This window comes from Microvirga sp. HBU67558 (assembly GCF_018069605.1).
Lineage (GTDB): Bacteria > Pseudomonadota > Alphaproteobacteria > Rhizobiales > Beijerinckiaceae > Microvirga > Microvirga terrae.
The window spans coordinates 30,511-51,481 of record NZ_JAGPUP010000529.1 but is presented as its reverse complement, the minus strand read 5'-3'; the positions used below and the strand labels follow the sequence as shown (position 1 = coordinate 51,481).

Here is a 20,971-nt window from a genome sequence, read left to right as displayed (position 1 = left end):
CATGACACGGGGGCTTCGGCATTCATAAGGCCAGCGCAAAAAGTGCATCTGGCTGCGACAACAGAATATCCTACAGACAGAAAACACCCTCGAGCTCATCCCCTGTAGCGGGTGCCGGCGCGTTCTGGCGTGGGCCAACTCGGAGCTTCGACCTGAAAAGCTGCAGCGGGTTCTATCGTCGGCCGAGGCCGACTTTCCGCTCGTCGAACCACCTCTCCTCGTGAATATTCTGCCCACAGACGCAGCTTCGCCCGTCCGCTTCATAGTGCAAAATATCCAGCAGCCGCCTCAGCATTTTCACGCATGCCGGCGGGAGAAGGCATATAATGACTGTCTGAAAATCGATCTCCGACAAACGGCCCGGATCGTTCGAAGAATCCCGAGGGGGCGCATTCGGAGGAAGTCATGGCGACCATCTATGGGGATGACTGGCCCAATCTTCTCGACGGAACGTCCCGTCAGGATGTGATTTACGGCTTCGGCTGCGACGACGATCTCTACGGCTTCGGCGGAAACGACGACATCTACGGCGGCTGGGGTTATGACATCCTCGTGGGCGGCAACGGCAACGACTACCTGAACGGGGGAGATGGACCTGACGACCTCCATGGCGGATCGGGCAACGATAATCTCATCGGCGGCTACGGATTCGACTTCCTGTTCGGGGACAGCGGAAACGACCGCATTTCCGGCGGGGCGAATTACGACAACCTTTACGGAGGTTCGGGACGGGACTCCCTCTCCGGCGGATCAAGCGACGATCTCCTCAACGGCGGTTCCGGGCAGGACAGGCTGACTGGCGGAACCGGTGACGATGCCTTCCAGTTCACGCGCGGTTCGTCGGGCATCACCAGCGCAAGCGCGGACACGATCACGGACTGGAGGCCGGCAACCGACTGGATCGCCACGAGGATTGCCGGAACGTCTGCCAATTACCGCGAGGCCGCCACGAGCGCGGTGTCCATCGAAGAGGCGGCATCCCAGGCGGAGACGACCTTCACGAGCGCCAGCATCTCCCATGTGTTCCTGTACAATGCCCAGACGGATACGGGCTATCTGCTTTCCGATCTCAACAACGACAACCAGTTCGAGACGGGGGTCATTCTGACGGGGGCCGGCAGTGCCGCGGACATGAACTACCGCTACATCATCAATCTCTAGCCCATCGTGTGAAAAGCGCGTCGATCTTCGGCCCGACGCGCTTTTCAGGAATGGGGTGCCGAAGCGCACCCCCGATTCGGGTGACCCGCCGTGACGGGGTGACCCTTGCCGGCAGTCGCCGGCGGGACATCAGCGCGCCCGCAACGGGCAGGGTCAATAATTGCAGACCTGCTGACGCCGGATGACGATCCGCCCATAAGGCCCGACGATGCGGCGGCGTACCCAATAGCAATCTTCGCCTTCGGCAACGGCCGCCGGGTAATAGCCATAATACGGATAATCGTAGCCATAGCCGTAATACGGATAGCTCAGCGCGCCGAGTGCCAGCCCGGCGGCCACGACGCCTCCGTAATACGGGTAGCCGCGGTAATAGTTGCGGTAGTACGGATAACCGCCGTAATAACCCCGGTAATAGGGACGGTACCCGCCAGCCACCCGGCCATAATAGGGAGCACGGAAGCCATAGCCCGGCCGTCCGATGGCACCTACCCGGAAGTCTCCACGGCCAAGGCGCGGCCCAGCAATCGCCCCGCCCCCGAAGCCGCCCATTCCCCCCCGAGGGATGAACATTCTCGAACCACCGAAGCCCCCGCCTCCGAACCCGCCGCCTCGGAAGGCCCCGCTTCCGCCAAGCCCTCCTCCCCCAAACCCGCCGCCGCGGAACCCGCCTCCATGGCTACCGAAGCGCTGGGCAAAGGCATCGGCTGGAAAAAGGAGAGCGCTCGCTGCGAGCGCCCCGATCGCGAAGAGAATCCTGTTCATTGCCGTCCTCCCGTCGGTCGGCTCGCATGCGCGAGGTGTGGGGCAGGAACCATCAAAAACAGGATTGTACATCTCTCCCGCGAGGCCGCTTGATCGTTCGGGACAAATTTCGCAATTCCCGACGATGGAACGTGCCACCCTGGCGAATTCTTGCATCCCGGTCCGCGAAGCCCTGACTGCCGTCGAGTCCGAGAGAGTGCCCATCCCCTCCCCGTCGCCTCAGCCGCCCTTCACGGCTCCGGCCGTAAGCCCGGCAACGATCTGACGCTGAGCCACGATGGTCAGGACCAGGACCGGCAAGGTCACGATCAGGGCGGCGGCCGCCAGAGGTCCCCAGCTCAGCTGCTCGAAGGACAGCATGTTGTAGACGGCGACCGGCAGGGTCCTTGTCTCCCGGCCCGCCAGGACGACGCCGAACACGAAGTTGTTCCAGGAGAAGATCACCGCCAGGATGAACGCCACCGTGATGCCCGGCTTGGCGATCGGCAGGGCGATGTGACGGAAGACGTGCCACCGGCTGGCGCCATCGATGACGGCCGCCTCTTCGAGCTCGAGCGGCGTCGTTTCGAAATAGCCGATCATGATCCAGATGACGATCGGCACCGTGATCACGAGGTGGGCGATGATCTGCGGCAGAAGCGTGCCCATGAGCCCCAGCCACTGGAAGAGCAGGAACAGCGGGATGAGATACGACAGTCCAGGGGTCATGCGGGCGATGAGCACGACCACGGCAGCCTTGGTCGCCTTCATTCGGGCGATGCCATAGCCGGCCGGCACGCCGATCAGCAGGGCGAGTCCGGTCGCAGCGCCGGTCACGATCACGCTGTTGAGGAAGAAGAGGCCGAAGCGATTCGATTCGAACACGCCCGTATAATTCTTCCAGGCGAAGCGCTCGGGAATCAGGATCGGCGGATAAGCGGCGTTGTCGACCTCGAACTTGAGCGACAGCGAGATCATCCACAGGAAGAACAGGATCGCGGGCGAGACCAGCACGAGGCCGACGAACAGCAGGCCGAGCGAATGGGTGACTTTTCGAAGGTTCATGCTCATCCCTGAACGTCCGTCCATTTCGTGCGCTGCCGCAGATGGAGCATGAGGAGAGACAATGCGATCACGATGGCGAAGAACACGACCGCGATCGCCGATCCGTAGCCGACGTCGTAATAGGCGAATGCCACGCTGTAGAGATAGAGGTTGATGGTTTCGGAGGCCGTGCCGGGTCCACCCTGGGTGATCGCATAGATGATGTCGAAGCTTTTCAGGGCGTCGATCGTCCTGATGATCACCGCCACCATGAGGAATGGGGCGATCATCGGTAGCGTGATGTAGCGGAACTGCTGAAGGATCGTTGCTCCGTCGATGGAGGCGCTCTCGTAAGGTTCCGTCGGAATGGCCGCGAGACCGCCCAGGACGATCAGCATGACGAGCGGCGTCCATTGCCAGGTCTCGACGAGAACCAGCGATGGGATCACCGTCGAGGGATTGAACACCCAGGCTTGGGGCCCGATGCCGACCAAGGACAGGAGATAGTTCAGCACCCCCAGCTGCGGATGGAACATCATCGTCCAAACCAGGGCTACGGCCACGGGCGTGGCCATCATGGGCATGACGAACACGCCGCGCAGAACGCCGCGGAAGGGCAGACGGGAGTTGAAGATGAGAGCGGCCAGGGTTCCAAAGATCAGCGGCAGGATCACGGCCAGCACCGTATAGACCAGCGTATGGCCGACGGAGGTCAGGAAGCGCTCGTCCGACGCGAGGCGCAGGTAGTTGGACAGGCCGGCGAAGCGCCTGGCTCCGCCGACTGTCCATTCATGCAGGCTCATCCAGACGGTGAAGACCCACGGGAACACGATCACCGACCCGACCACCGCGACGGCGGGCACGACGAAGGGCCAGTAGATGCTCTTCGGTCGAGCGTCCGGGGCGGGTGCCGCCCCTGCCATCGAATTGGCTGAGCGCTCAGCGATGGAGGACATGGACATGCTCCACGATCCCGATCGTGTCCCGTCCGGCGCGCATCAGGCCTTCTCGCTGCGCTCGAGGATGGGCTTGAACTGCTCCGTGGCCTTCTTCATCTCGGCGGCCGGATCGCCCCCGCCCAGAACATTGGTCAGGCCGATGCCGATAATGTCGCGGAACTCGGTCACGGGCTGGATGACCGGGAGGCCCAGCTTGCTGATCTTGCCCGATTCCACCACCGCATCGATCCACGCCGGGGGCATCTTCACGCCCTTGCGGGTCTCGGGATCGTTCAGGATCGACTGGCGGAACGGCACGCCGCCACCCGCCTGCAGCAGGCGAGCACCCATCAGCTTCGAGACCGCCCATTGGCAATAGAGATAGGCTGCCTCCTTGTTCTTACTGGCGGCCGTGATGCCGATGCCGTCGCCGAAGGTCGCCGAGGCCTGCGCCTTCGGTCCGCGCGGCATGACGCCGTAGCCGACCTTGCCGACGACCCGCGACTTCTCCGGATCCTCCAGCGGAGGCGCGAAGCCGACGCCGTCGAGCCACATTCCGATCTTACCCTGCAAGAAGGCCGACTGGCATTCCGACCAGTTGAAACCGGCCACGCCCTGCGGGGCGGATTTGGTGAGAAGGCGCTGATACAGCTTTGCGGCTTCGATGCCTTCAGGCGAATCCGTCATCAGGTTGCCGTTGGCATCGACGGGATCGACACCGTGGCCGAGCAGGAAGCTCGTCCAGACGGGAACGTTGGCGTTCTTCAGGCCGCGGGCGACGAAGCCGTAGGTGCCCTCCTTCGGATCCGTCAGGGCTTCGGCGGCCTTCACCATTTCCTCGAAGGTCTGCGGATAGGCGAGCCCCTTTTTGGCGAAGAGGTCCTTATTCCAGTACACCAACCAGTAATCGACAGAGAACGGCAGCGACAGCATTTGCCCCTGCGGGTTCTTGGCATAGAGCAGGCCAGCCTGGGAGAAGTCGCTCTCGGTGAGGCTCGGATCCGTCAGTTCCGGATTCTTCATGAAGCCGCTGATGTCGGCCAGCCAATTGGCCTTTTCGAACTGGCGCTTCTGGACGTGATAGCTGATATGCACCACGTCGAAGCTCGGGCTGCCCGAGTTCAGCTCGATCACAGCCTTTTGCCGCTGCTGCTGCTCCGGCGTCTGCTCCGACGAGACTTCGATTCCGGTCAGGTCGGTGAATTCCTTTTCGTATTTCTGCAAAACCTCGCCGCGCGGGCTCTTGATCAGGTTCACGCCGATCTTCGTGCCGGCGTATTTCTTCCAATTCACGTCCGCAAAGGCTGGCGCCACGCCGCCGAGGCCGTATGCGGCGGTCGCGGCCGCCGTGCTTGCGAGAAATGTACGACGCGTAAACGATCCGCCTGTGGCAGCCATGATCACTTCCTCCGTGGTTGAGCTTAACGGTCCCTTCGGACTCATTTCAGTGCTTGCAACCGATTAAGCACCATGTAACATGTTAGTGTCAACACAGCACTTGCTCGGCCACAGGTCGAAGCTGTTCCTGGAGGCTCCCGTGTCGCTCAGCTTCGGCATCAGTCCTGCCCTCGTTACCCCCTTTCTTAACGGAAAGGTGGACGTTCATCGCCTTGCTTCGCACGCCAAGGATTGCCTCGCCCGGGGCTGTCGGACGGCGACGCTGTTCGGGACAACCGGTGAAGGCCCCTCCGTTGGCGCGACGGAGCGCGAGCGTGTTGCCAACGAGATGATTCGACATGGATTCCCGGCCGATAAACTGGTGGAAGGCGTGATCGCCTGCTCGCCGGAGGAGGCCGCGTCCAGCACGAGCCAGGCGCTGCGTCGCGGGACTCATGCGGTACTGCTGGCCCCGCCCTTCTACTTCCGCCCTGCCCCAGACGACGCCGTGTTCGATTGGTATTCGGCCGTGTTCGACGCCATCGGCGCCGATCTCCGCGACATCATACTCTACCATATACCCGGCATGACCGGCGTTCCCCTGTCACACGCGGTCATCGCACGCCTGAGGGACCGGTATCCCGGCGCCATCAGGGGGGTGAAGGACAGCGCGGGCAACGCCGACGCCACATTCGCCCTGATCCAGGCCTTTCCCGACCTGGACATCTTGGTCGGCGACGAGACCTATCTGGGCCGGGCTTGCGCGGCGGGTGCCGCGGGATCGATCTGCGGCGTGGCCAATGTTCTGCCGGAGGCTGTGATCGACCTGGCGGAGAACGGTCGGGACGATCCGCGCATCGTCGCGTTGGTTCAGGAGATCTGCCGCCACCCTATCGTTCCGATGGTAAAGGCGCTCGTGGCCCATGTACGAAACGACCCGGCGTGGGCCATTGCTAGGCCCCCGCTTCCGACGTTGGACGAACGGACGACCACACGGGCGGTCTCGTTGCTCGAGCCGTTCGGGCAAGTGACCAAGGCCGTTGCATGAGCATGGCTCGGCCAGCCCCTCGCACGGAGATCAAACTGCGCGAGCGGGCCTATGACGTGTTTACCGAACAACTCCTGCAGAGCCAGATCAAGCCCGGGCAGTTCGTGACCCAGCGGGAGTTGGTCGCCCTCACAGGACAACCTCTCGGCGCTATTCGTGAACTGATCCCCCGGCTGGAAGCGGAGGGTTTGATCGTCACCGTCCCGCAACGCGGGTTGCAGATCCTGCCGCTCGACATCACGCTGATCCGCAACGCCTTCCAGTTCCGGCTTATTCTGGAGCGGGAGGCGATCGCCGTTTTCAGCCAGACGGCGAGCGACGCTGCAATCACACGGATCGAAGCCGCCCATCAGTCGATCGTCGATGACGCACGGTACGGCCTGACCGAACAACTCGTCGCCATGGCTCAGCACGTCGACCGGGAATTTCACGAAACGATTATCGACGATCTCAACAACGAGATCATCTCGAAGGCCTATCGGGTGAACTGGATCAAGGTCCGGCTCATTCGCCAAAGCGAGACGAGCCTCGACGAGGATCTCGTGATTCCGGTGATGCGGGAGCACCTCGCCATCATCGCGGCCATGAAGCGGCGCGACACGGCGGCGGCCGTGGAGGCCGCCATCGCTCACGTCATGAACGCTCGGGCGCGGGCGCTCAGGCTCGAATAGGCCATGAACCAGAAGCCGGTGATCTGCCTTGGATGCGCGTTCTGGGACACCATCTTCAAGATCGAGCGAATCCCCAGCCACGGAGCCAAGGTTCTGCCGGAGAAGGCCGTTCAAGCAGCCTCCGGGATGGCGACGGCCGCCGCAGTCACCATCGCCCGCCTTGGCGGCAATGTCGAACTCTGGGCGCGTGTCGGACGCGACCCCACCGGCGAAAGCTTCCTGCACGACTTGTCCCGCGAAGCTGTGCGCATTGATCGAATCCGCAGGGTTGAAGGCGCCCGAACGGCCTTTTCGACCATTCTCGTCGACAATGAGGGCGAACGACTGGTGGTGCCCTACACCGACCCGTCGCTCGACCCCGGTCCAGGCTGGCTGCCGCTCCACGAGGTCGCCGATGCCGCTGCCGTCCTGGTCGACATGCGCTGGCCCGAAGGGGCAAGGGCGTTGCTGGCCGAAGCGCGCCGTCGCGGGATTCCGACCGTGCTCGACGCGGATGTCTCGCCTCTGGAGGTGCTGCGCGAAATGATCGCGCTGGCCGACCACGTGCTGTTCTCCGAACCCGCCCTGCTCTCCCTGTCCGATCGCGGAACACCCAGCGAGGCGTTGCGGGATGTTGCGGCCGGAATCGAAGCGAATGTGGTCGGAGTGACGCTCGGTGCCGCCGGTGCCTTGGTGTGGCAGCGAGGCGATATGGTCGATAGCATCGCCACGATCCCGTCAATCCCCATCCGCGCCGTGGACACCTTGAACGCGGGGGATGTCTGGCACGGAACCTATGTCTACGGACTGGTCAACGACTGGGATCTGCCGCGCAGAGTGCGGATGGCCAATGTTGCCGCCGCCATGAAGTGCGAGCATTTCGGGGGGCGTCTCGGCTCGCCGACGCTTCCGGAGCTTCTGGAGCGAAGTCGCACCTCAGTCTAAGAATCGGCCGAAGCTCCCGTGGGGTTTCTGCGCTCGAGTTCGACGAGCAGCCCACTGTGATCGAGGTCGCCGGCGTGCTCGATCAGCCCTCGGAATAGATCCGCCGTCAGGGCGGTATAAGGCAGGACCTCGAGGTCGATTCTGTCAGCCGCGTCGAGGGCGTTGTCGAGATCCTTGAGATGAGTGACCGAGCGACCCTTGGTGACGAAATCGCGCTCGACCATGCGCTGGCCGTGCAGTTCGAGGATGCGGCTTTCCGCAAAGCCCCCACGAAGAGCCTCCCGGACCTTGGCCGGGTTGGCGCCGCCGCGCTGTGCCAGCAGAAGCGCCTCCGCGACCGCGCCGATCGTCACCCCGACGATGATCTGATTGGCAAGCTTCGCGAGCTGCCCTGCCCCGTGCGGCCCCACATGAACGGGTCTGCCCATGATCCTGAGGATCGGCTCGACCCTGCTGAAGGTTTCGGCCTCGCCGCCAGCCATGATCGCCAGTGTCCCCTGCTCCGCCCCGGTGGTCCCGCCGGAGACAGGCGCGTCGATGTGATGGACGCCACGCTCCTGTAGGTGCCGGGCGTGCTCCTGAGCCTCTGCGGGCTTGATGGAGCTCATGTCGACAAGGATCGCTCCGGACTTCAGGGCTTCCGCCACACCGTGGGAAAACAGTACATCCCTGACGATCTTGCCGTTCTCGAGCATAAGGATGACAACATCCGCGTTGCTCACCGAATCGGACGCCGTCTCGGCCACGTGTGCGCCGAAGGCGCCAAGCGCCTCGGCCTTTTCGCGCGAGCGGTTCCAGACCGTCAGCCTATAGCCCGCGTCGAGCAGACGCCTCGCCTGGCGCGATCCCATGAGGCCGATGCCAAGGAACGCCACGTTGGCGGATGGTGATGGGGTCATCGAAAACTCCTTCAGTGCGGCTCGCTCAGGTTTGAGCGGCCCCTCGCAATCACCCTCAGGCGACGGCCGATGAGGCCTTGGGCTTCACCAGACGTCCGAGCGCGGTGCTCAGGAGCGGCCCGAACGCAAGCACCAGACCGATCAGCATCAGGGTCGTGACGAGACCGTTCGACCAGAAGATCGACAGCGATCCGCGCGACATGATCATGGACTGCCGGAAGGCGTCCTCCGCCTTGTCGCCGAGCACCATGGCCAGGACGAGCGGCGCGATCGGATAATCGAGTTTCTTGAACAGGTATCCCACCACACCGAAGGCGAGTGCCAGCCAGAGATCGAAAGGTCGACCCGCGACCGTATAAGCGCCGATGAAGCACACGACGACGATCACCGGACCGATGATGGCGAACGGAATGCGCAGGATTGATGCGAAGAGCGGAATGGTGGCAAGCACCATGAGCACGGCCACGATATTGCCGAGATACATGCTGGCGATCAGGCCCCACACGAAGTCCGGCCGTTCGATGAACAGCATCGGTCCGGGGTTCAGGCCCCAGATCATGAGGCCGCCCATCATGACGGCGGCCGTTGCGGAACCGGGAACGCCGAGGGCCAGCATCGGCAGGATGGCGCTGCTGCCGGCGGCGTGGTCTGCCGTCTCCGGCGCCACGACGCCTTCAGGCTCGCCCTGCCCAAATCCGTCCTTGCGGCGCGACAGACGCTTGGCAAGACCATAGCTCATGAAGGAGGCGGCGGTCGGCCCGCCCGGGGTGATGCCCATCCAGCAGCCGATGGCGCTGCTGCGCAGAAGCGTCACCCAGTAGCGCGGCAGGGTCGCGATCGTCTTGAAGACGTCACGGATCTTGACGCGGGCACGGATGCCGTCGAAGCGCAGCCCCTCCTCCATGGTGAGCATGAGTTCGCCGATGCCGAACAAGCCGATCACCGCGATGAGGAAGCTGATGCCGGAGAGGAGTTCATTGAACCCGTAGGTGAGGCGCAGGCCGCCCGACACCGTGTCCATGCCGACCGACGCGAAAGCGAACCCGAGGCCCATGGAGACGACGGTCTTGAACGGAGACGCGGCCCCAAGCCCGATGAAGCTGGCAAAGGCCAGGAAGTAGACGGCGAAATACTCGGGTGAGCTGAAGCGAAGCGCGAACTTGGCCACCCAGGTCGATAGCACGGTGATGAGGATCACCCCGACCAGGGCGCCGAAGCCAGCCGACAGGAAAGCGAGCGTCAGCGCCTGGGTCGCCTGGCCCTGACGGGCCATGGGATACCCGTCGAATGTCGTCGCGACGGATGAAGGCTCCCCGGGAATGTTGAAGAGGATCGACGTCGTCGATCCGCCGAAGAGCGCGCCCCAGTACATGCTGGTGAGCAGGATGATCGCCGCAACCGGATCCATGGTGAAAGTCAGCGGGAGGAGAAGCGAAACACCGTTGGGAGCACCGAGCCCCGGCAGGACGCCGACCAGGATGCCCAGTAGGACGCCGACCATCATGAGCATGACATGATAGGTCGTCAGAGCGACCCCGAAGCCATGAAGGAGTGAAGCGAAATTTTCCACGACCTGTCTCCGTCCGGATGGGGGCTAGTAGAGGCCCAGAGCGGCTTCGAGCGGACCCTTCATGAGAGGAACCTGGAACGCCACCTCGAGCACGAAGTAGAAGATCACGGCTGCGGCGATGCCCGATGCGATGGAAACCGCGAGCCGGTACTTTCCCTGCACTCGCATGACGAAGGCGAGATACAGCGCCGTCGCCACGTAGAGGCCGAGGAGACGGGCTACCACCACGAAGGCCAGCATGGGCACGAAGAACGATGCCACGCGCTTGGCCTCCTCCTTGTGCAGGAAGACCGATTGCAACCCATGACGTCCGACCGTCGCATGGACCAAATTGCCGATGCTGGCAGCGACGACCAGCAGGCCGATGTAGAACGGGAATGCCCCGGGCTCAGGCCCTGCGTCTCCCCAACCGATCCCGAATTCCAGAGCGCCGACGACCGCCGCGAGCCCAAGGCCTGCAGTCAGTGTGGCGGTTCCGATCTCAGCGCTGAAACGAGAAATCATCGCGTCCGTCCCGGTTCGATGGATGATGCATGCAGGAGGAGCCGGCGGAGCTGTCCTCCGCCGGCCGTTCACATTCTGCCGTTAGCGAACGACCCAGCCTTCACCCTCGAAGACCTTGCGGTTCTTGGCGTCGTCGGCGGCGATGAAGCTTTTCAGATCCTGACCGGCCAGGAACTTGTCGGTCTGGGAGGTGCGCTCGATGTATTCCTTCCACTCCGGCGTCTCGCTCACCTTCTTCAGGACGTCGGCGTAGAACGCGACGGCCTCGGCCGGAACGCCGCCCGGCAGCCATACGGTGCGCGGCATCTGGAACTGATCGATCGGAATGCCTGCTTCCTTGCAGGTCGGGATGTCCGACCAGCCCATCGTGGCTGTGACCTTGACGCCGCCCTGGAGGCGGGTCGGGCTGAAGACGCACAGCGGAGTGATCGCTCCGGCCTTCCACTGGCCGGCATTCTCGTTCGGATTGTTGGTGTTGGAGTCGATATGCCCGCCGGCAAGCTGCACACCGGCCGCACCGCCGCCCTGGAACGGCACGTAGATGAACTTGGCGCCGGTCGCATCCTGGATCAGGCTGGTGAGGGTCTGGTCCGTGTCCTTGGACTGGCTGCCGCCCATCTTGAAGGTGTCGGGTTTCGCCTTAACGGCTTCGATGTAGCTCTTGGCATCCTTGTAGGGAGAATCGGCCTTGACCCAGAGCAGGAACTCGTCGAGGGCCATGGCCGCCACGGGGGTCAGCTCATCGGGCTTGTAGGCGAGCTTCGCGACGTATGGCAGGAGATAGGCGTTGTTCGTGCCGAAGGTCAGCTTGTGGCTGTCGCCCGTCGCGACCTTCGTATAGATGAAACCTTCCGCGCCACTTCCGCCGCCCTTGTTGGTGACGACGATGGGCTGCTCCATCAGCTTGTGCTTGGCGATGATAGACTGCACGACGCGGGCGAAGTTGTCGGTGCCGCCGCCGGGTGCCGACGTGACGATGAATTCGACCGGCTTCGTGGGCTTCCAATCCGCCTGTGCGAAGCCGCTGAATGTCACCGCGACGGCCGTAGCTACCAACCATGAAGTCTTCTTGAGCATCGTTCTTCCTCCCTGTGATGTTTCCAACCGATGGCGTCGGCTGTTGGAACTGGCTGTTCTAGGAATTGACGGCTGACAATCTCGGCTGCTCTGCCTCCGAACGGCGGGCGCGCACTTCAGCGCCCATGCGGATGGCGAGAGAGAGAGCCTCTCGGCTGGCGCCGAGATTCGCGATGCCGCGGCCGGCGATCTCATAGGCCGTGCCGTGAGCCGGCGTGCAGATCGGGAACTCGAAGCCGCCGATCAGCGTCACGCCGCGGTCGAAACCCATTAGCTTCATCGCGATCTGACCCTGGTCGTGGTACATGGTAAGGACGGCGTCGAAATCGCCGTTCTTGGCGCGCAGGAAGACCGTGTCCGACGGGAAGGGTCCTTCGACCGTGAAGCCCTGAGCCTGCGCCTGACGAACGGCCGGTTCGATGATGTCGATTTCCTCGGTGCCGAAATTGCCGCCGTCCCCGGCGTGCGGGTTGAGGCCGGCGACGGCGATCCGCGGCGGGTTGAAGCCCGCAGCCCGCATGCACTGGTTGGCCAGCGACAGCGACCGTAGGATCGCTTCCTCGGAGATCGCGGCGGCAACCTGCGACAGCGGGATATGGGATGTCACGCGGGCGTTCCAGGTCTGCCCCAGAACATTGAACTCGCTTGCGGCCACTGACGTCTTGAGAACGTCGCGTACGAAACGGATCTCGTCGTCGTATCCGTCATAAGCAAGGCGCATGGCTTTCTTGTTGAAGGGCGTGAAGAACACCGCATCGGCGCGACCGGACTGGGCGAGCAGCAGGGCACGGCGGAAGTTCTCGGTCGCGAAGACTCCGCCTTCCAGCGTGGCCGTGGCAGGCACAACCCGATCCGGGCTGAGATTCTTCAGATCAATGAAGACCGGGCGGCTGGCGTGATTCGGGATCGCCTGCTCGGACGCGACAACCTCCACATCAACGGCGACACCGGCCACCTTGGCGCCGCGCTCCAGGATCCGAAGATCGCCGAAGATCACGAGGTCGGCGCCGGAGCGGAACTCTTCTGACGCGATGAGCTTGGCAGCCAACTCGGGGCTGATGCCGGCAGGATCGCCCATGGCGAATGCGACGGTCGGCTTTTCGGATGGGGTCGGCAACGATGGAGCGCTCACAGCAACCTCTTCTCGGGATGACGACGGAACGTTAACAGCCGTAAATTTCGTACGCAAGTATGCTGCATACAGAATTTTGTTTGCGACGATCTAGAGAAAGGTTGTATAGAGGGGTCAATCCCCGTGAGGATCTGTGGAAACACGGCAAAGTATGGAACGAGCCATGGCATCTGAGGCCGCCCCCCTGCTGATCGACGACCTCGATTCGCGTGGGCCCATCGTCCGCCCTACCCTCCACGACGCCATCGTGGCGCGGGTTCGCGACATGATCATCGAAGGCGAGCTGTCTCCGGGAACCCGCCTCCACGAGGGCAACCTCGGCAAGATGCTGGGGGTCTCGCGCACACCTTTGCGGGAAGCGCTCAAGTTTCTGGTCAGCGAGGGATTGCTGGAGCTCTCACCCGGGCGAGGCGCGGTCGTGCGCCAGTTCAGCGCGAAGGACGTGCATGACAGTCTGATCGTGCTGGGCAATCTTGAAGGTCTTGCTGGGCGGTTGGCCTGTGAAAACGCCACCGATCAGGAAATCCGCGAGGTCCGGCAGCTGCATGACCATATGATGGACATGTATGAGAAGCGCGACCGCCTTCCCTATTTCAAGCTCAACCAGAGCATCCACTCGTCGATCCTCCGGCTCTCCAAGAACGAGGCTCTGGCCTCGGTGCACAACGTTCTGCAGGCCCGGCTGAAGCGCATCCGCTACATCGGCAATGAAGGACCTGAGAAATGGGCCGGCGCCGTGGCCGACCATGTCGAGATGATCGAGGCTCTCGAAGCGCGCCATGCCGACCGGCTGTCCACGATCCTGAACGCCCATATGCTGAAGACTTGGGAGCGCGTCAGGCACGCGATCTGATAGCCGCTCCCATTCAGTCACCATTCATTGCGAGGGCCCGGACATGAGCCATGAGAACCAGATTCGCGAGATGATCTGCCGATTCGGGCGGTCATTGTTCGAACGCGGCCTGACCGCCGGATCCTCGGGCAACATCTCGGTCCGTTTGAGCCACGGGGGCTGGCTGACGACGCCGACCAACAGCTCCCTGGGCTTTCTCGACCCGGCGCGCTTGAGCAAGCTTGATGCGGACGGCCGTCTCGTCGAGGGCGATGCGCCGACCAAGGAACTGACCCTTCATTCGGCGCTCTACGCGACCCGCCCGGATGCAGGCGCAATCGTTCACCTGCACTCCACGCATTCCGTCGCCGTTTCGATGCTGCCGGACATCGATCCCGCAAATGCCCTGCCGCCCCTGACAGCCTACTACGTCATGCGGGTCGGGCGGACAGCCCTCGTTCCCTATTACCGGCCGGGAGATGCGGCCGTGGCCGATGCGATCCGAGGCCTTGCCGGACGCTACAGCGCCGTTCTTCTGGCCAATCACGGCCCCGTGGTGGCTGGCAAGGATCTGGAAGCCGCTGTCTATGCCACTGAGGAATTGGAGGAGACCGCGAAGCTGCGCCTCCTTCTTCATGGGCTCAACCCTCGTCTTCTGACCCGTGCCCAGGTGCGGGACCTGGTGGCTCACTTCAAATTGGACGAGGCGATCGCCGAAGAGACCTCCGACGCTTCTCAGGACTGCTGTTCCGCGTCGCACCACCCCTCCCACAAATGCGGATGAACCGATGCCACGCTTCTCGGCCAATCTAGGCTTCCTTTTCACCGAGCTTCCCGAGATCGACCGGGTCGGAGCCGCGGCTGCGGCCGGGTTCAAGGCCGTCGAGATGCATTGGCCCTACCAGGTGCCCGCTGAGGAGATGCGTGCCGCCCTGACCCGCAGCCAAGTGACCGTGCTTGGACTGAACACGCCGGTCGGGAACGCTTCTGCGGGCGATTTCGGGCTCGGAGCCCTGCCGGGTCGCGAGAGCGAGTTCCAGAAGGCCATCGAACAGGCGGTTTCCTACGGACATGCGATCGGCGCGTCTGCGGTCCACTGCATGTCCGGGCTGGTCGCCCCTGATGCCGCCTCGGCGGCCGAGAGAACCTTCGTGGCCAATCTGAAGCTGGCTGCCGACAAGGCCGCCCAGGCCGGAATGACCGTGCTCATCGAACCGATCAACCACCGCGACAAGCCGGGATACTTCCTGCACACCGTCGAGCAAGCCGCGTCGATCATCGACCAGGTCGGGCGGCGGAACGTGAAGATCATGTTCGACTGCTATCATACCCAGATCATGCAGGGCGATCTCACGCGGCGGCTCAAGGACTTCCTCGACGTGATCGGCCATGTCCAGATCGCCGCGGTGCCGAGCCGTGCTGAACCGGACGAGGGCGAGATCGACTACCGCACCCTCTGCCGATCCCTCGACGATATGGGATATGGCGGCTGGATCGGCGCCGAGTACAAGCCCCGCGGCCGTACGGAAGACGGCCTCGGCTGGCTGTCGGCCTGGAGCGAGCCTCAACCCTCCTCGAACGCCAAGGGAGCCGCGGAATGAAGCTCGGGTGTATCGCCGATGATCTGACCGGAGCGACCGACCTCGCTCTCATGCTGGCCCGGGAGGGGTTGCGGACCATCCAGACGATCGGCGCGCCGCGGCCGGAACTCGACCTGTCGGGAGCTGATGCGGTCGTGGCGGCGCTGAAATCCCGGACCATCCCGGCGATGGAGGCCATCGATCAATCCCTTGCCGCCGCGCAGATCCTGAGAACCGCCGGCGCCGAGCACCTGTTCTTCAAGTACTGCTCCACTTTCGATTCCACTGACGAGGGCAATATCGGACCGGTCACCGACGCGCTTCTCACCTTCACGGGAAGCGACTTCACGCTCGCCTGCCCGGCCTTTCCGGCCAATGGCCGCACGGTCTACAAGGGCCATCTCTTCGTGAACGGGGTACCGCTGCACGAAAGCAGCATGAAGGACCATCCGCTCACCCCGATGCGGGATTCCAATCTCGTGCGGGTTCTGCAGCGCCAGACCAAGCGGCCGGTTGGGCTCGTCGCCTACGAAGACGTGGAAGCCGGTCCGGACGCCATCCGGGCCGCCTTTGCGCGCGAGAAGGCCGCCGGCCACCAGATCGTGATCGTCGATGCCCTGAGCGACGACCACCTTCGGGCCATCGGGCTTGCGGCTGCCGATCTTCCCCTCATGACCGGAGGATCGGGGGTCGCGATGGGGCTGCCTGCCGCCTACCGGCGGGGCGAGCGCAACGCCTCCCCGGCCTCCACCGGCTTCGACGCTCCTGCCGGCCGCAGCATCATCCTGGCCGGCTCGTGCTCCAGCGCGACCCGCGCTCAGGTCAAGGCCGCGATCGAAGCCGGGATCCCGACGCTCCGCCTCGACGCGCTGGACCTCGCCTCAGGGGCCATGACGGCGGGCACGGCCCTCGACTGGCTGAACGCGCAGGCGACGACCGGACCGGCCCTCATCTACTCCACGGCGACGCCCGAGGAGGTCCAGGCCGTCCAGAACAGGCTCGGGCGCATGAATGCCGGAGAGATCGTCGAGCGGACCCTCGCGGAGATCGCGAAGGCGCTGCCCGGCCTCGGCTTCACCCGCCTCATCGTGGCCGGCGGCGAGACGTCCGGCGCGGTCGTGAACGCCCTCGATGTCGATGCGCTGGCGATCGGCCCCGAGATCGACCCGGGCGTCCCGTGGACCCGGTCACTCGCGGGGATCGACCTCGCCCTCGCCCTCAAGTCGGGGAATTTCGGCACCCCTGACTTCTTCCTGAAGGCCTGGACCATGCTTCGGTAGGGCGGCGGCCCAAGAGAACGATCCAGCGGAACAAGAGACCGGTGGCGACCGCTTACCGGAACGGGAGAGATGCGCGATGAACTACCATGATTTCTATGCGAAGGCTGGCCGCCCGGTGGAGACCTGCGTGGTCGGCACGGGCGGCTTCGGCCAGAGCTTCCTGGCGCAGGCGCAACGCGTTCCCTTGATGAATGCTCGCATCGCCGTCGATCTCACGGCCGAGAGTGCAGCCGCGGGCCTGAAGGCCGCCGGCATCGATCCGCGCCGGATCCACATCTGCGAGTCGGCCCGTGACGCGCAAGCCGCCTGGGAGCGTGGCGGCTATATCGCCACGAAGGACCTCGCGCTCGTGTCCGATCTGCCCTTCGATGTAGTCGTCGAGGCGACCGGGCAGCCGCAGGCGGCCGCCCGTCATGCGCTGCTCTCGGTCGAGAGCGAGAAGCACCTTGCGCTCGTCACGAAGGAGCTCGACAGCGTGGTCGGGCCCGGCCTCAAGGCTCTGGCGGCCGAGCGCGGCCGGGTCGTCACGACGGTCGACGGGGATCAGCCGAGCCTGCTCATCGGTCTCGCCACCTGGGCCGAGGTGATGGGCTTCCACATCGTCGCGGCCGGCAAGTCGAGCGAATACGACTTCGTCTTCGATCCCTCCTCCGGACATCTCGCCAGCAACGAGCGCTCCGCCGAAAACGTGGACCTGAACGCTCATTGGACTCTCGGCGCACGGGACGTCGATGAGATCCTCGCCGCCCGGCACCAGGCCATCGCGGGCTTCCCGCAGCGCGCCGTGCCGGATCTGTGCGAACTCATGGTCGTCGCGAACGCCACCGGCCTCCAGCCGGACCGCTTCGACCTCCACGCGCCGCTCGCGCGCATCAGCGAGGTTCCGACGATCTTCTCGCAGCAGGACGACGGCGGCATTCTCTCGGGCACTCGGCGCCTCGACGTGTTCCACTGCCTGCGCAAGCCGGACGAGGTCAGCTTCGCGGGCGGCGTCTTCGTGGTCGTCCGCTGCGACGATGCGAAGAGCTGGGACATGCTGGCCCAGAAGGGACATATCGTCAGCCGGACGGGAGCGAACGCCATGGTGTTCCTGCCGCGGCACCTGCTCGGCCTCGAGGCCGCCACCAGCATTCTCGATGCCGCCGTCCACGGGATGTCGGGCTACGGGTCCGACTACCAGCCGCGCTACGACCTGATCGCCGTCGCGACCGAGAACCTGCCGGCCGGCACGGCCCTGGCTATGGGCGGGCATCATCATACGATCTCCGGCGTGACCGCCGAGTTCCGGCCCGCCGGGCCTCTGGGGACAAGCGCACCTGCCCCATTCTACTTGGCCGCCGATTGCCGGCTGGCGAATTCGGTCTCAAAGGGCCAGGAAATCCGCATGAGCGATCTCGAGCACCCGGAGGGATCGGCCCTGACGCGACTGCGCCGGGAGCAGGATGCGCGCTTCTTCGGACACCGGTCGTAGAGACAATCCGGGAGCGCACGACCGATGGCCTTTCTGTCCCTCCTGCGGCCCGACCGCTTCACCATCGCGCTCGTGGCGACTGCGGTCGCCGCGACGATCCTTCCCGCGACGGGTGCGGCGGCTCCGATCCTCAAGGTGGTCATCGTCGGGTCGATCGCGCTTCTGTTCTTTCTCCAAGGTGCGCGCCTTTCGCGACAGGCGATCATCCAAGGCGCCATCCACTGGCGCCTGCACCTGATGGTGTTCGCCGCGACCTTCATCCTGTTCCCGGTCCTCGGGCTGCTCACGAAGACCTATCTCCAGTCCTACCTCGCGCCGGGTATCGCGCTCGGCATTCTCTACCTGTGCCTTCTACCGTCCACGATCCAGTCTTCGATCACCTTCACGTCCATCGCCGGGGGAAACGTCGCGGCGGCCGTGTGCAGCGCATCGGCCTCGAACGTCCTGGGTGTGCTTCTCACGCCGCTTCTGATGGGCATGTTCATGCAGACCCAGGGAGGAGTGTCGTTCGGGGCCATCGGCGAGATCGTGCTGCAGATCCTCGTTCCGTTTCTTCTCGGACATCTGCTGCGCCCCTGGATCGGATCATGGGTGGAGACGCGCCGGATGCTCACGAGCCTCGTCGACCGCGGGGCGATCCTGCTCGTCGTCTATTATGCCTTCGGCGAGGCGGCCGTCGAGGGCCTGTGGCAACGGCTGGCGCCGCGCGACATGATCGTCCTCGTCGTCATCAGCTGCATCCTGCTTGGCTTGGTCCTCGTGACGACCACCCTGGCAAGCCGGCTGTTCGGTTTCTCCACCCGGGACGAAGTCGCGATCGTGTTCTGCGGATCCAAGAAGAGCCTCGGGAGCGGCGTTCCCATCGCTAGCATCCTCTTCCCGGCCAGCATGATCGGCGCGATCATCCTGCCTCTGATGCTGTTCCATCAGATCCAGCTGCTGGTCTGCGCCGTCCTGGCGCGAGCCTATGCCAAGCGCACGGCCCAGGAACCGGTGCCGGCCGAGTAGACCGGAGGCCGATCCCGGACAGGATCAATCCGCCGCCGGCTCGATGACCAGTTCGAAGGTGACGCAGACCGGATTGTCGCCACGGACGATTTCTCCGCCGAAGATCCGGCCCTGGATATCGACGACATCGATGTCGAGACTGGCCTGCGGCAGGCCGTCGACACTCGTCACCCTGCCCCGGCGAATGAGAACCTCCGTGGCATGAGATTGGACCTGGGTGCCGCCAGAAAATCGAACCTCGTTCAGGCTGCCGATGCCATAGACGTTCGCCGCATGGATTCCGCGCTGCGCGCAGATCGCCTCGATCGCCAGGCTGATGTCCTCGTTAGGCCTGACCTTCGCCAGCAGGACACGGAAACTGGAATCTCCCGCGATTCCCTCGGCGAAAGGCGCCGGCTCGAACAGGGTAAAGTTCGTCTCCTGATCGGGCAGAGCGTCAAAGGTCGCGGACCGCGAACCGATCCCGGTCACGAGGATCGGCTCGGCGACGATCGTCGCGGGCCCGAGCATATGGCCCATCTGCCGACCGTCCCGTGAATTCCAGACACCGTGGCAGTGGATGAACGGCCTGCCGTCGCGCCACCCGACGATCGCGCAGGCGCGCTCGATCTCGACCACGCCATTGGGGGCGAAGGTCTCGCTGTACCAGGCCGCATGAAGGTCATCCGGAGATGCTGCCGGCATGACGAACTGGAACGGCTCGCAACGTCCGCCGCGGAACTCCACGAAACCACCGCCGCACCCGGCATCGGCGAACCCCTTTGCGATGGCGGCATCCACGGCCTGGCCCGGCTCGAGGGTGAAGCGCAGCGGAACCGCAGAGCCGGGGACGGCGGACGTGCGCTCCGGGGAGATCGTGCCAGGGTGACGAATGATTCTTCGGGCCATCCTCAACCTCGGGATAAAGCGTCAGCGCAACTCGGATACGGCGCAACTCTGACCGCCGTCGACCGGCAGGCAGACGCCCGTGATGAACTTGGCCTCGTCGGACGCGAGGAAGACAGCCGCATTCGCGATGTCCCAGGCCGTGCCCATCGTGCCGAGCGGCACGGCCGCATTGCGGGCGGCTACCATCTCGTCGACCGAGGCGTATTGCCCGGAGATCTGCTTGTAGATCAACGGCGTATCGATGAGTCCGGGCATGATGCAGTTCGCCCGGATGCCCTGGCGGGCATATTGCATGGCCAGGGCGACCGTGGCCTGATTGACCGCCGCCTTCGTGGCGGAATAGGCGAAATAGGGGTAGCCGGTCCAGCGGATCGCAGCCAGCGAGGAGATGTTGACGATCGCGCCGCCGCCCTGCCGCAGCATGTGCGGGATGACGGCCTTGGAGGTCCGGTAGACCGGTCCGATATTAAGGTTCAGGGCCGCCGCGAACTGCTCCTCGCTCAACTCGACCGGCCCGCCCATGTGGGTCACGCCGACGTTGTTGTGCAGGATGTCGATCCTCCCGAATTCCGCCACCGCGCGCTCCACCGCCCTGCCGATGGAACTCAGGTCGGTGACGTCGGCGGCAACCGCGAGGGCCGTGCCGCCTTCCTGGCTGATGATGGCGGCCGTTTCCTCGGCCGCTTCTTGGACGAGATCCACGCAGGCCACCCTCGCGTCCTCGCGCGCATAGGCGACGGCGGCGGCCTTCCCGTTGCCCCATCCCGGTCCCGAGGATCCCGCGCCGAACACGATGGCGACCTTGTCCTTCAGACGCGTGCCCATC

Annotated in this window: 21 protein-coding genes; 10 read left to right on the top strand and 11 right to left on the bottom strand. The window is 64.2% G+C overall.

Annotated features, from left to right (window positions below; translation table 11 throughout):
* The first annotated feature begins 405 nt into the window (after nt 1-405).
* Complete coding sequence (locus KBI52_RS17640; RefSeq protein WP_173945788.1) at nt 406-1,161, top strand: calcium-binding protein; 756 nt, start codon at nt 406-408, stop codon at nt 1,159-1,161.
* Nucleotides 1,162-1,314: 153 nt separating this feature from the next.
* On the opposite strand, the gene KBI52_RS17635 is transcribed toward KBI52_RS17640, so the two are convergent.
* The 4 genes from KBI52_RS17635 to KBI52_RS17620 all read right to left on the bottom strand — a co-directional run bounded on the left by KBI52_RS17635 (nt 1,315) and on the right by KBI52_RS17620 (nt 5,282).
* Nucleotides 1,315-1,923 carry a hypothetical protein gene (locus tag KBI52_RS17635; RefSeq protein WP_210809057.1) on the bottom strand — a complete coding sequence of 203 codons (609 nt, stop codon included), beginning with the start codon at nt 1,921-1,923 and terminating at the stop codon, nt 1,315-1,317.
* Nucleotides 1,924-2,142: 219 nt separating this feature from the next.
* Nucleotides 2,143-2,967 (bottom strand): carbohydrate ABC transporter permease, encoded by an 825-nt coding sequence (locus KBI52_RS17630; RefSeq protein WP_173945786.1) that lies wholly within the window; start codon nt 2,965-2,967, stop codon nt 2,143-2,145.
* 2 nt (nt 2,968-2,969) lie between these two features.
* The gene (locus KBI52_RS17625) at nt 2,970-3,869 is read right to left on the bottom strand and encodes a carbohydrate ABC transporter permease (protein WP_259060714.1); all 900 of its coding nucleotides are present in this window, start codon (nt 3,867-3,869) and stop codon (nt 2,970-2,972) included.
* Nucleotides 3,870-3,944: 75 nt separating this feature from the next.
* Nucleotides 3,945-5,282 (bottom strand): ABC transporter substrate-binding protein, encoded by a 1,338-nt coding sequence (locus KBI52_RS17620; protein ID WP_210809050.1) that lies wholly within the window; start codon nt 5,280-5,282, stop codon nt 3,945-3,947.
* A gap of 139 nt (nt 5,283-5,421) precedes the next feature.
* On the opposite strand from KBI52_RS17620, the gene KBI52_RS17615 reads away from it, so the two are divergent.
* From KBI52_RS17615 to KBI52_RS17605, 3 genes are read left to right on the top strand one after another with little or no spacing between them, the layout of a single operon-like run.
* Entirely contained in the window at nt 5,422-6,309 is an 888-nt protein-coding gene (locus KBI52_RS17615; protein ID WP_210809047.1) for a dihydrodipicolinate synthase family protein, read from the top strand.
* Nucleotides 6,306-6,980, top strand: coding sequence for a GntR family transcriptional regulator (locus KBI52_RS17610; RefSeq protein ID WP_173945782.1), 675 nt, complete (start codon nt 6,306-6,308; stop codon nt 6,978-6,980). The genes KBI52_RS17615 and KBI52_RS17610 overlap by 4 nt, the downstream gene beginning before the upstream one ends.
* A 3-nt stretch (nt 6,981-6,983) precedes the next feature.
* Nucleotides 6,984-7,904, top strand: coding sequence for a PfkB family carbohydrate kinase (locus KBI52_RS17605; protein WP_173945781.1), 921 nt, complete (start codon nt 6,984-6,986; stop codon nt 7,902-7,904).
* Here the strand turns inward: KBI52_RS17605 and KBI52_RS17600 are convergent.
* From KBI52_RS17600 to KBI52_RS17580, 5 genes are all read right to left on the bottom strand, one after another.
* The gene (locus tag KBI52_RS17600; RefSeq protein WP_173945780.1) at nt 7,901-8,803 is read right to left on the bottom strand and encodes an NAD(P)-dependent oxidoreductase; all 903 of its coding nucleotides are present in this window, start codon (nt 8,801-8,803) and stop codon (nt 7,901-7,903) included. The genes KBI52_RS17605 and KBI52_RS17600 overlap by 4 nt on opposite strands.
* Nucleotides 8,804-8,858: 55 nt before the next feature.
* A complete protein-coding gene (locus tag KBI52_RS17595) occupies nt 8,859-10,373 on the bottom strand; it encodes a tripartite tricarboxylate transporter permease (protein WP_173945779.1) in 1,515 nt (504 codons plus the stop codon).
* 24 nt (nt 10,374-10,397) lie between these two features.
* Nucleotides 10,398-10,877, bottom strand: coding sequence for a tripartite tricarboxylate transporter TctB family protein (locus KBI52_RS17590; RefSeq protein ID WP_210809045.1), 480 nt, complete (start codon nt 10,875-10,877; stop codon nt 10,398-10,400).
* Between the two features lie 81 nt (nt 10,878-10,958).
* Nucleotides 10,959-11,954 carry a tripartite tricarboxylate transporter substrate binding protein gene (locus KBI52_RS17585; RefSeq protein WP_173945777.1) on the bottom strand — a complete coding sequence of 332 codons (996 nt, stop codon included), beginning with the start codon at nt 11,952-11,954 and terminating at the stop codon, nt 10,959-10,961.
* A 58-nt stretch (nt 11,955-12,012) separates the two neighbouring features.
* Nucleotides 12,013-13,032 (bottom strand): 4-hydroxythreonine-4-phosphate dehydrogenase PdxA, encoded by a 1,020-nt coding sequence (locus tag KBI52_RS17580; protein WP_173945791.1) that lies wholly within the window; start codon nt 13,030-13,032, stop codon nt 12,013-12,015.
* Nucleotides 13,033-13,249: 217 nt separating this feature from the next.
* Between KBI52_RS17580 and KBI52_RS17575 the strand changes: the two genes are divergently transcribed.
* From KBI52_RS17575 to KBI52_RS17550, 6 genes are all read left to right on the top strand, one after another.
* Complete coding sequence (locus KBI52_RS17575) at nt 13,250-13,939, top strand: GntR family transcriptional regulator (RefSeq protein ID WP_210809043.1); 690 nt, start codon at nt 13,250-13,252, stop codon at nt 13,937-13,939.
* A 43-nt stretch (nt 13,940-13,982) separates the two neighbouring features.
* A complete protein-coding gene (otnC, locus tag KBI52_RS17570) occupies nt 13,983-14,702 on the top strand; it encodes a 3-oxo-tetronate 4-phosphate decarboxylase (RefSeq protein ID WP_210809041.1) in 720 nt (239 codons plus the stop codon).
* A 4-nt stretch (nt 14,703-14,706) separates the two neighbouring features.
* On the top strand, nt 14,707-15,519 hold the full coding sequence (locus tag KBI52_RS17565) for a hydroxypyruvate isomerase family protein (protein ID WP_210809039.1): 813 nt from the start codon (nt 14,707-14,709) through the stop codon (nt 15,517-15,519).
* Nucleotides 15,516-16,778 carry a 3-oxo-tetronate kinase gene (gene otnK / locus KBI52_RS17560; protein ID WP_173945773.1) on the top strand — a complete coding sequence of 421 codons (1,263 nt, stop codon included), beginning with the start codon at nt 15,516-15,518 and terminating at the stop codon, nt 16,776-16,778. Before KBI52_RS17565 ends, otnK begins: the two co-directional genes overlap by 4 nt.
* A 76-nt stretch (nt 16,779-16,854) precedes the next feature.
* Nucleotides 16,855-18,249, top strand: a complete 1,395-nt coding sequence (locus KBI52_RS17555) for an NAD(P)H-dependent oxidoreductase (RefSeq protein WP_210809037.1) — start codon at nt 16,855-16,857, stop codon at nt 18,247-18,249.
* A gap of 24 nt (nt 18,250-18,273) precedes the next feature.
* Nucleotides 18,274-19,257 carry a bile acid:sodium symporter family protein gene (locus KBI52_RS17550; protein WP_210809035.1) on the top strand — a complete coding sequence of 328 codons (984 nt, stop codon included), beginning with the start codon at nt 18,274-18,276 and terminating at the stop codon, nt 19,255-19,257.
* Between the two features lie 24 nt (nt 19,258-19,281).
* On the opposite strand, the gene KBI52_RS17545 is transcribed toward KBI52_RS17550, so the two are convergent.
* Together KBI52_RS17545 and KBI52_RS17540 are read right to left on the bottom strand one after the other, a co-directional pair.
* On the bottom strand, nt 19,282-20,145 hold the full coding sequence (locus KBI52_RS17545) for a PCC domain-containing protein (protein ID WP_210809033.1): 864 nt from the start codon (nt 20,143-20,145) through the stop codon (nt 19,282-19,284).
* Nucleotides 20,146-20,166: 21 nt separating this feature from the next.
* Nucleotides 20,167-20,970: an SDR family NAD(P)-dependent oxidoreductase gene (locus KBI52_RS17540; protein WP_173945790.1), complete on the bottom strand. Its 804-nt coding sequence runs from the start codon at nt 20,968-20,970 to the stop codon at nt 20,167-20,169.
* Nucleotide 20,971: the final 1 nt, after the last annotated feature.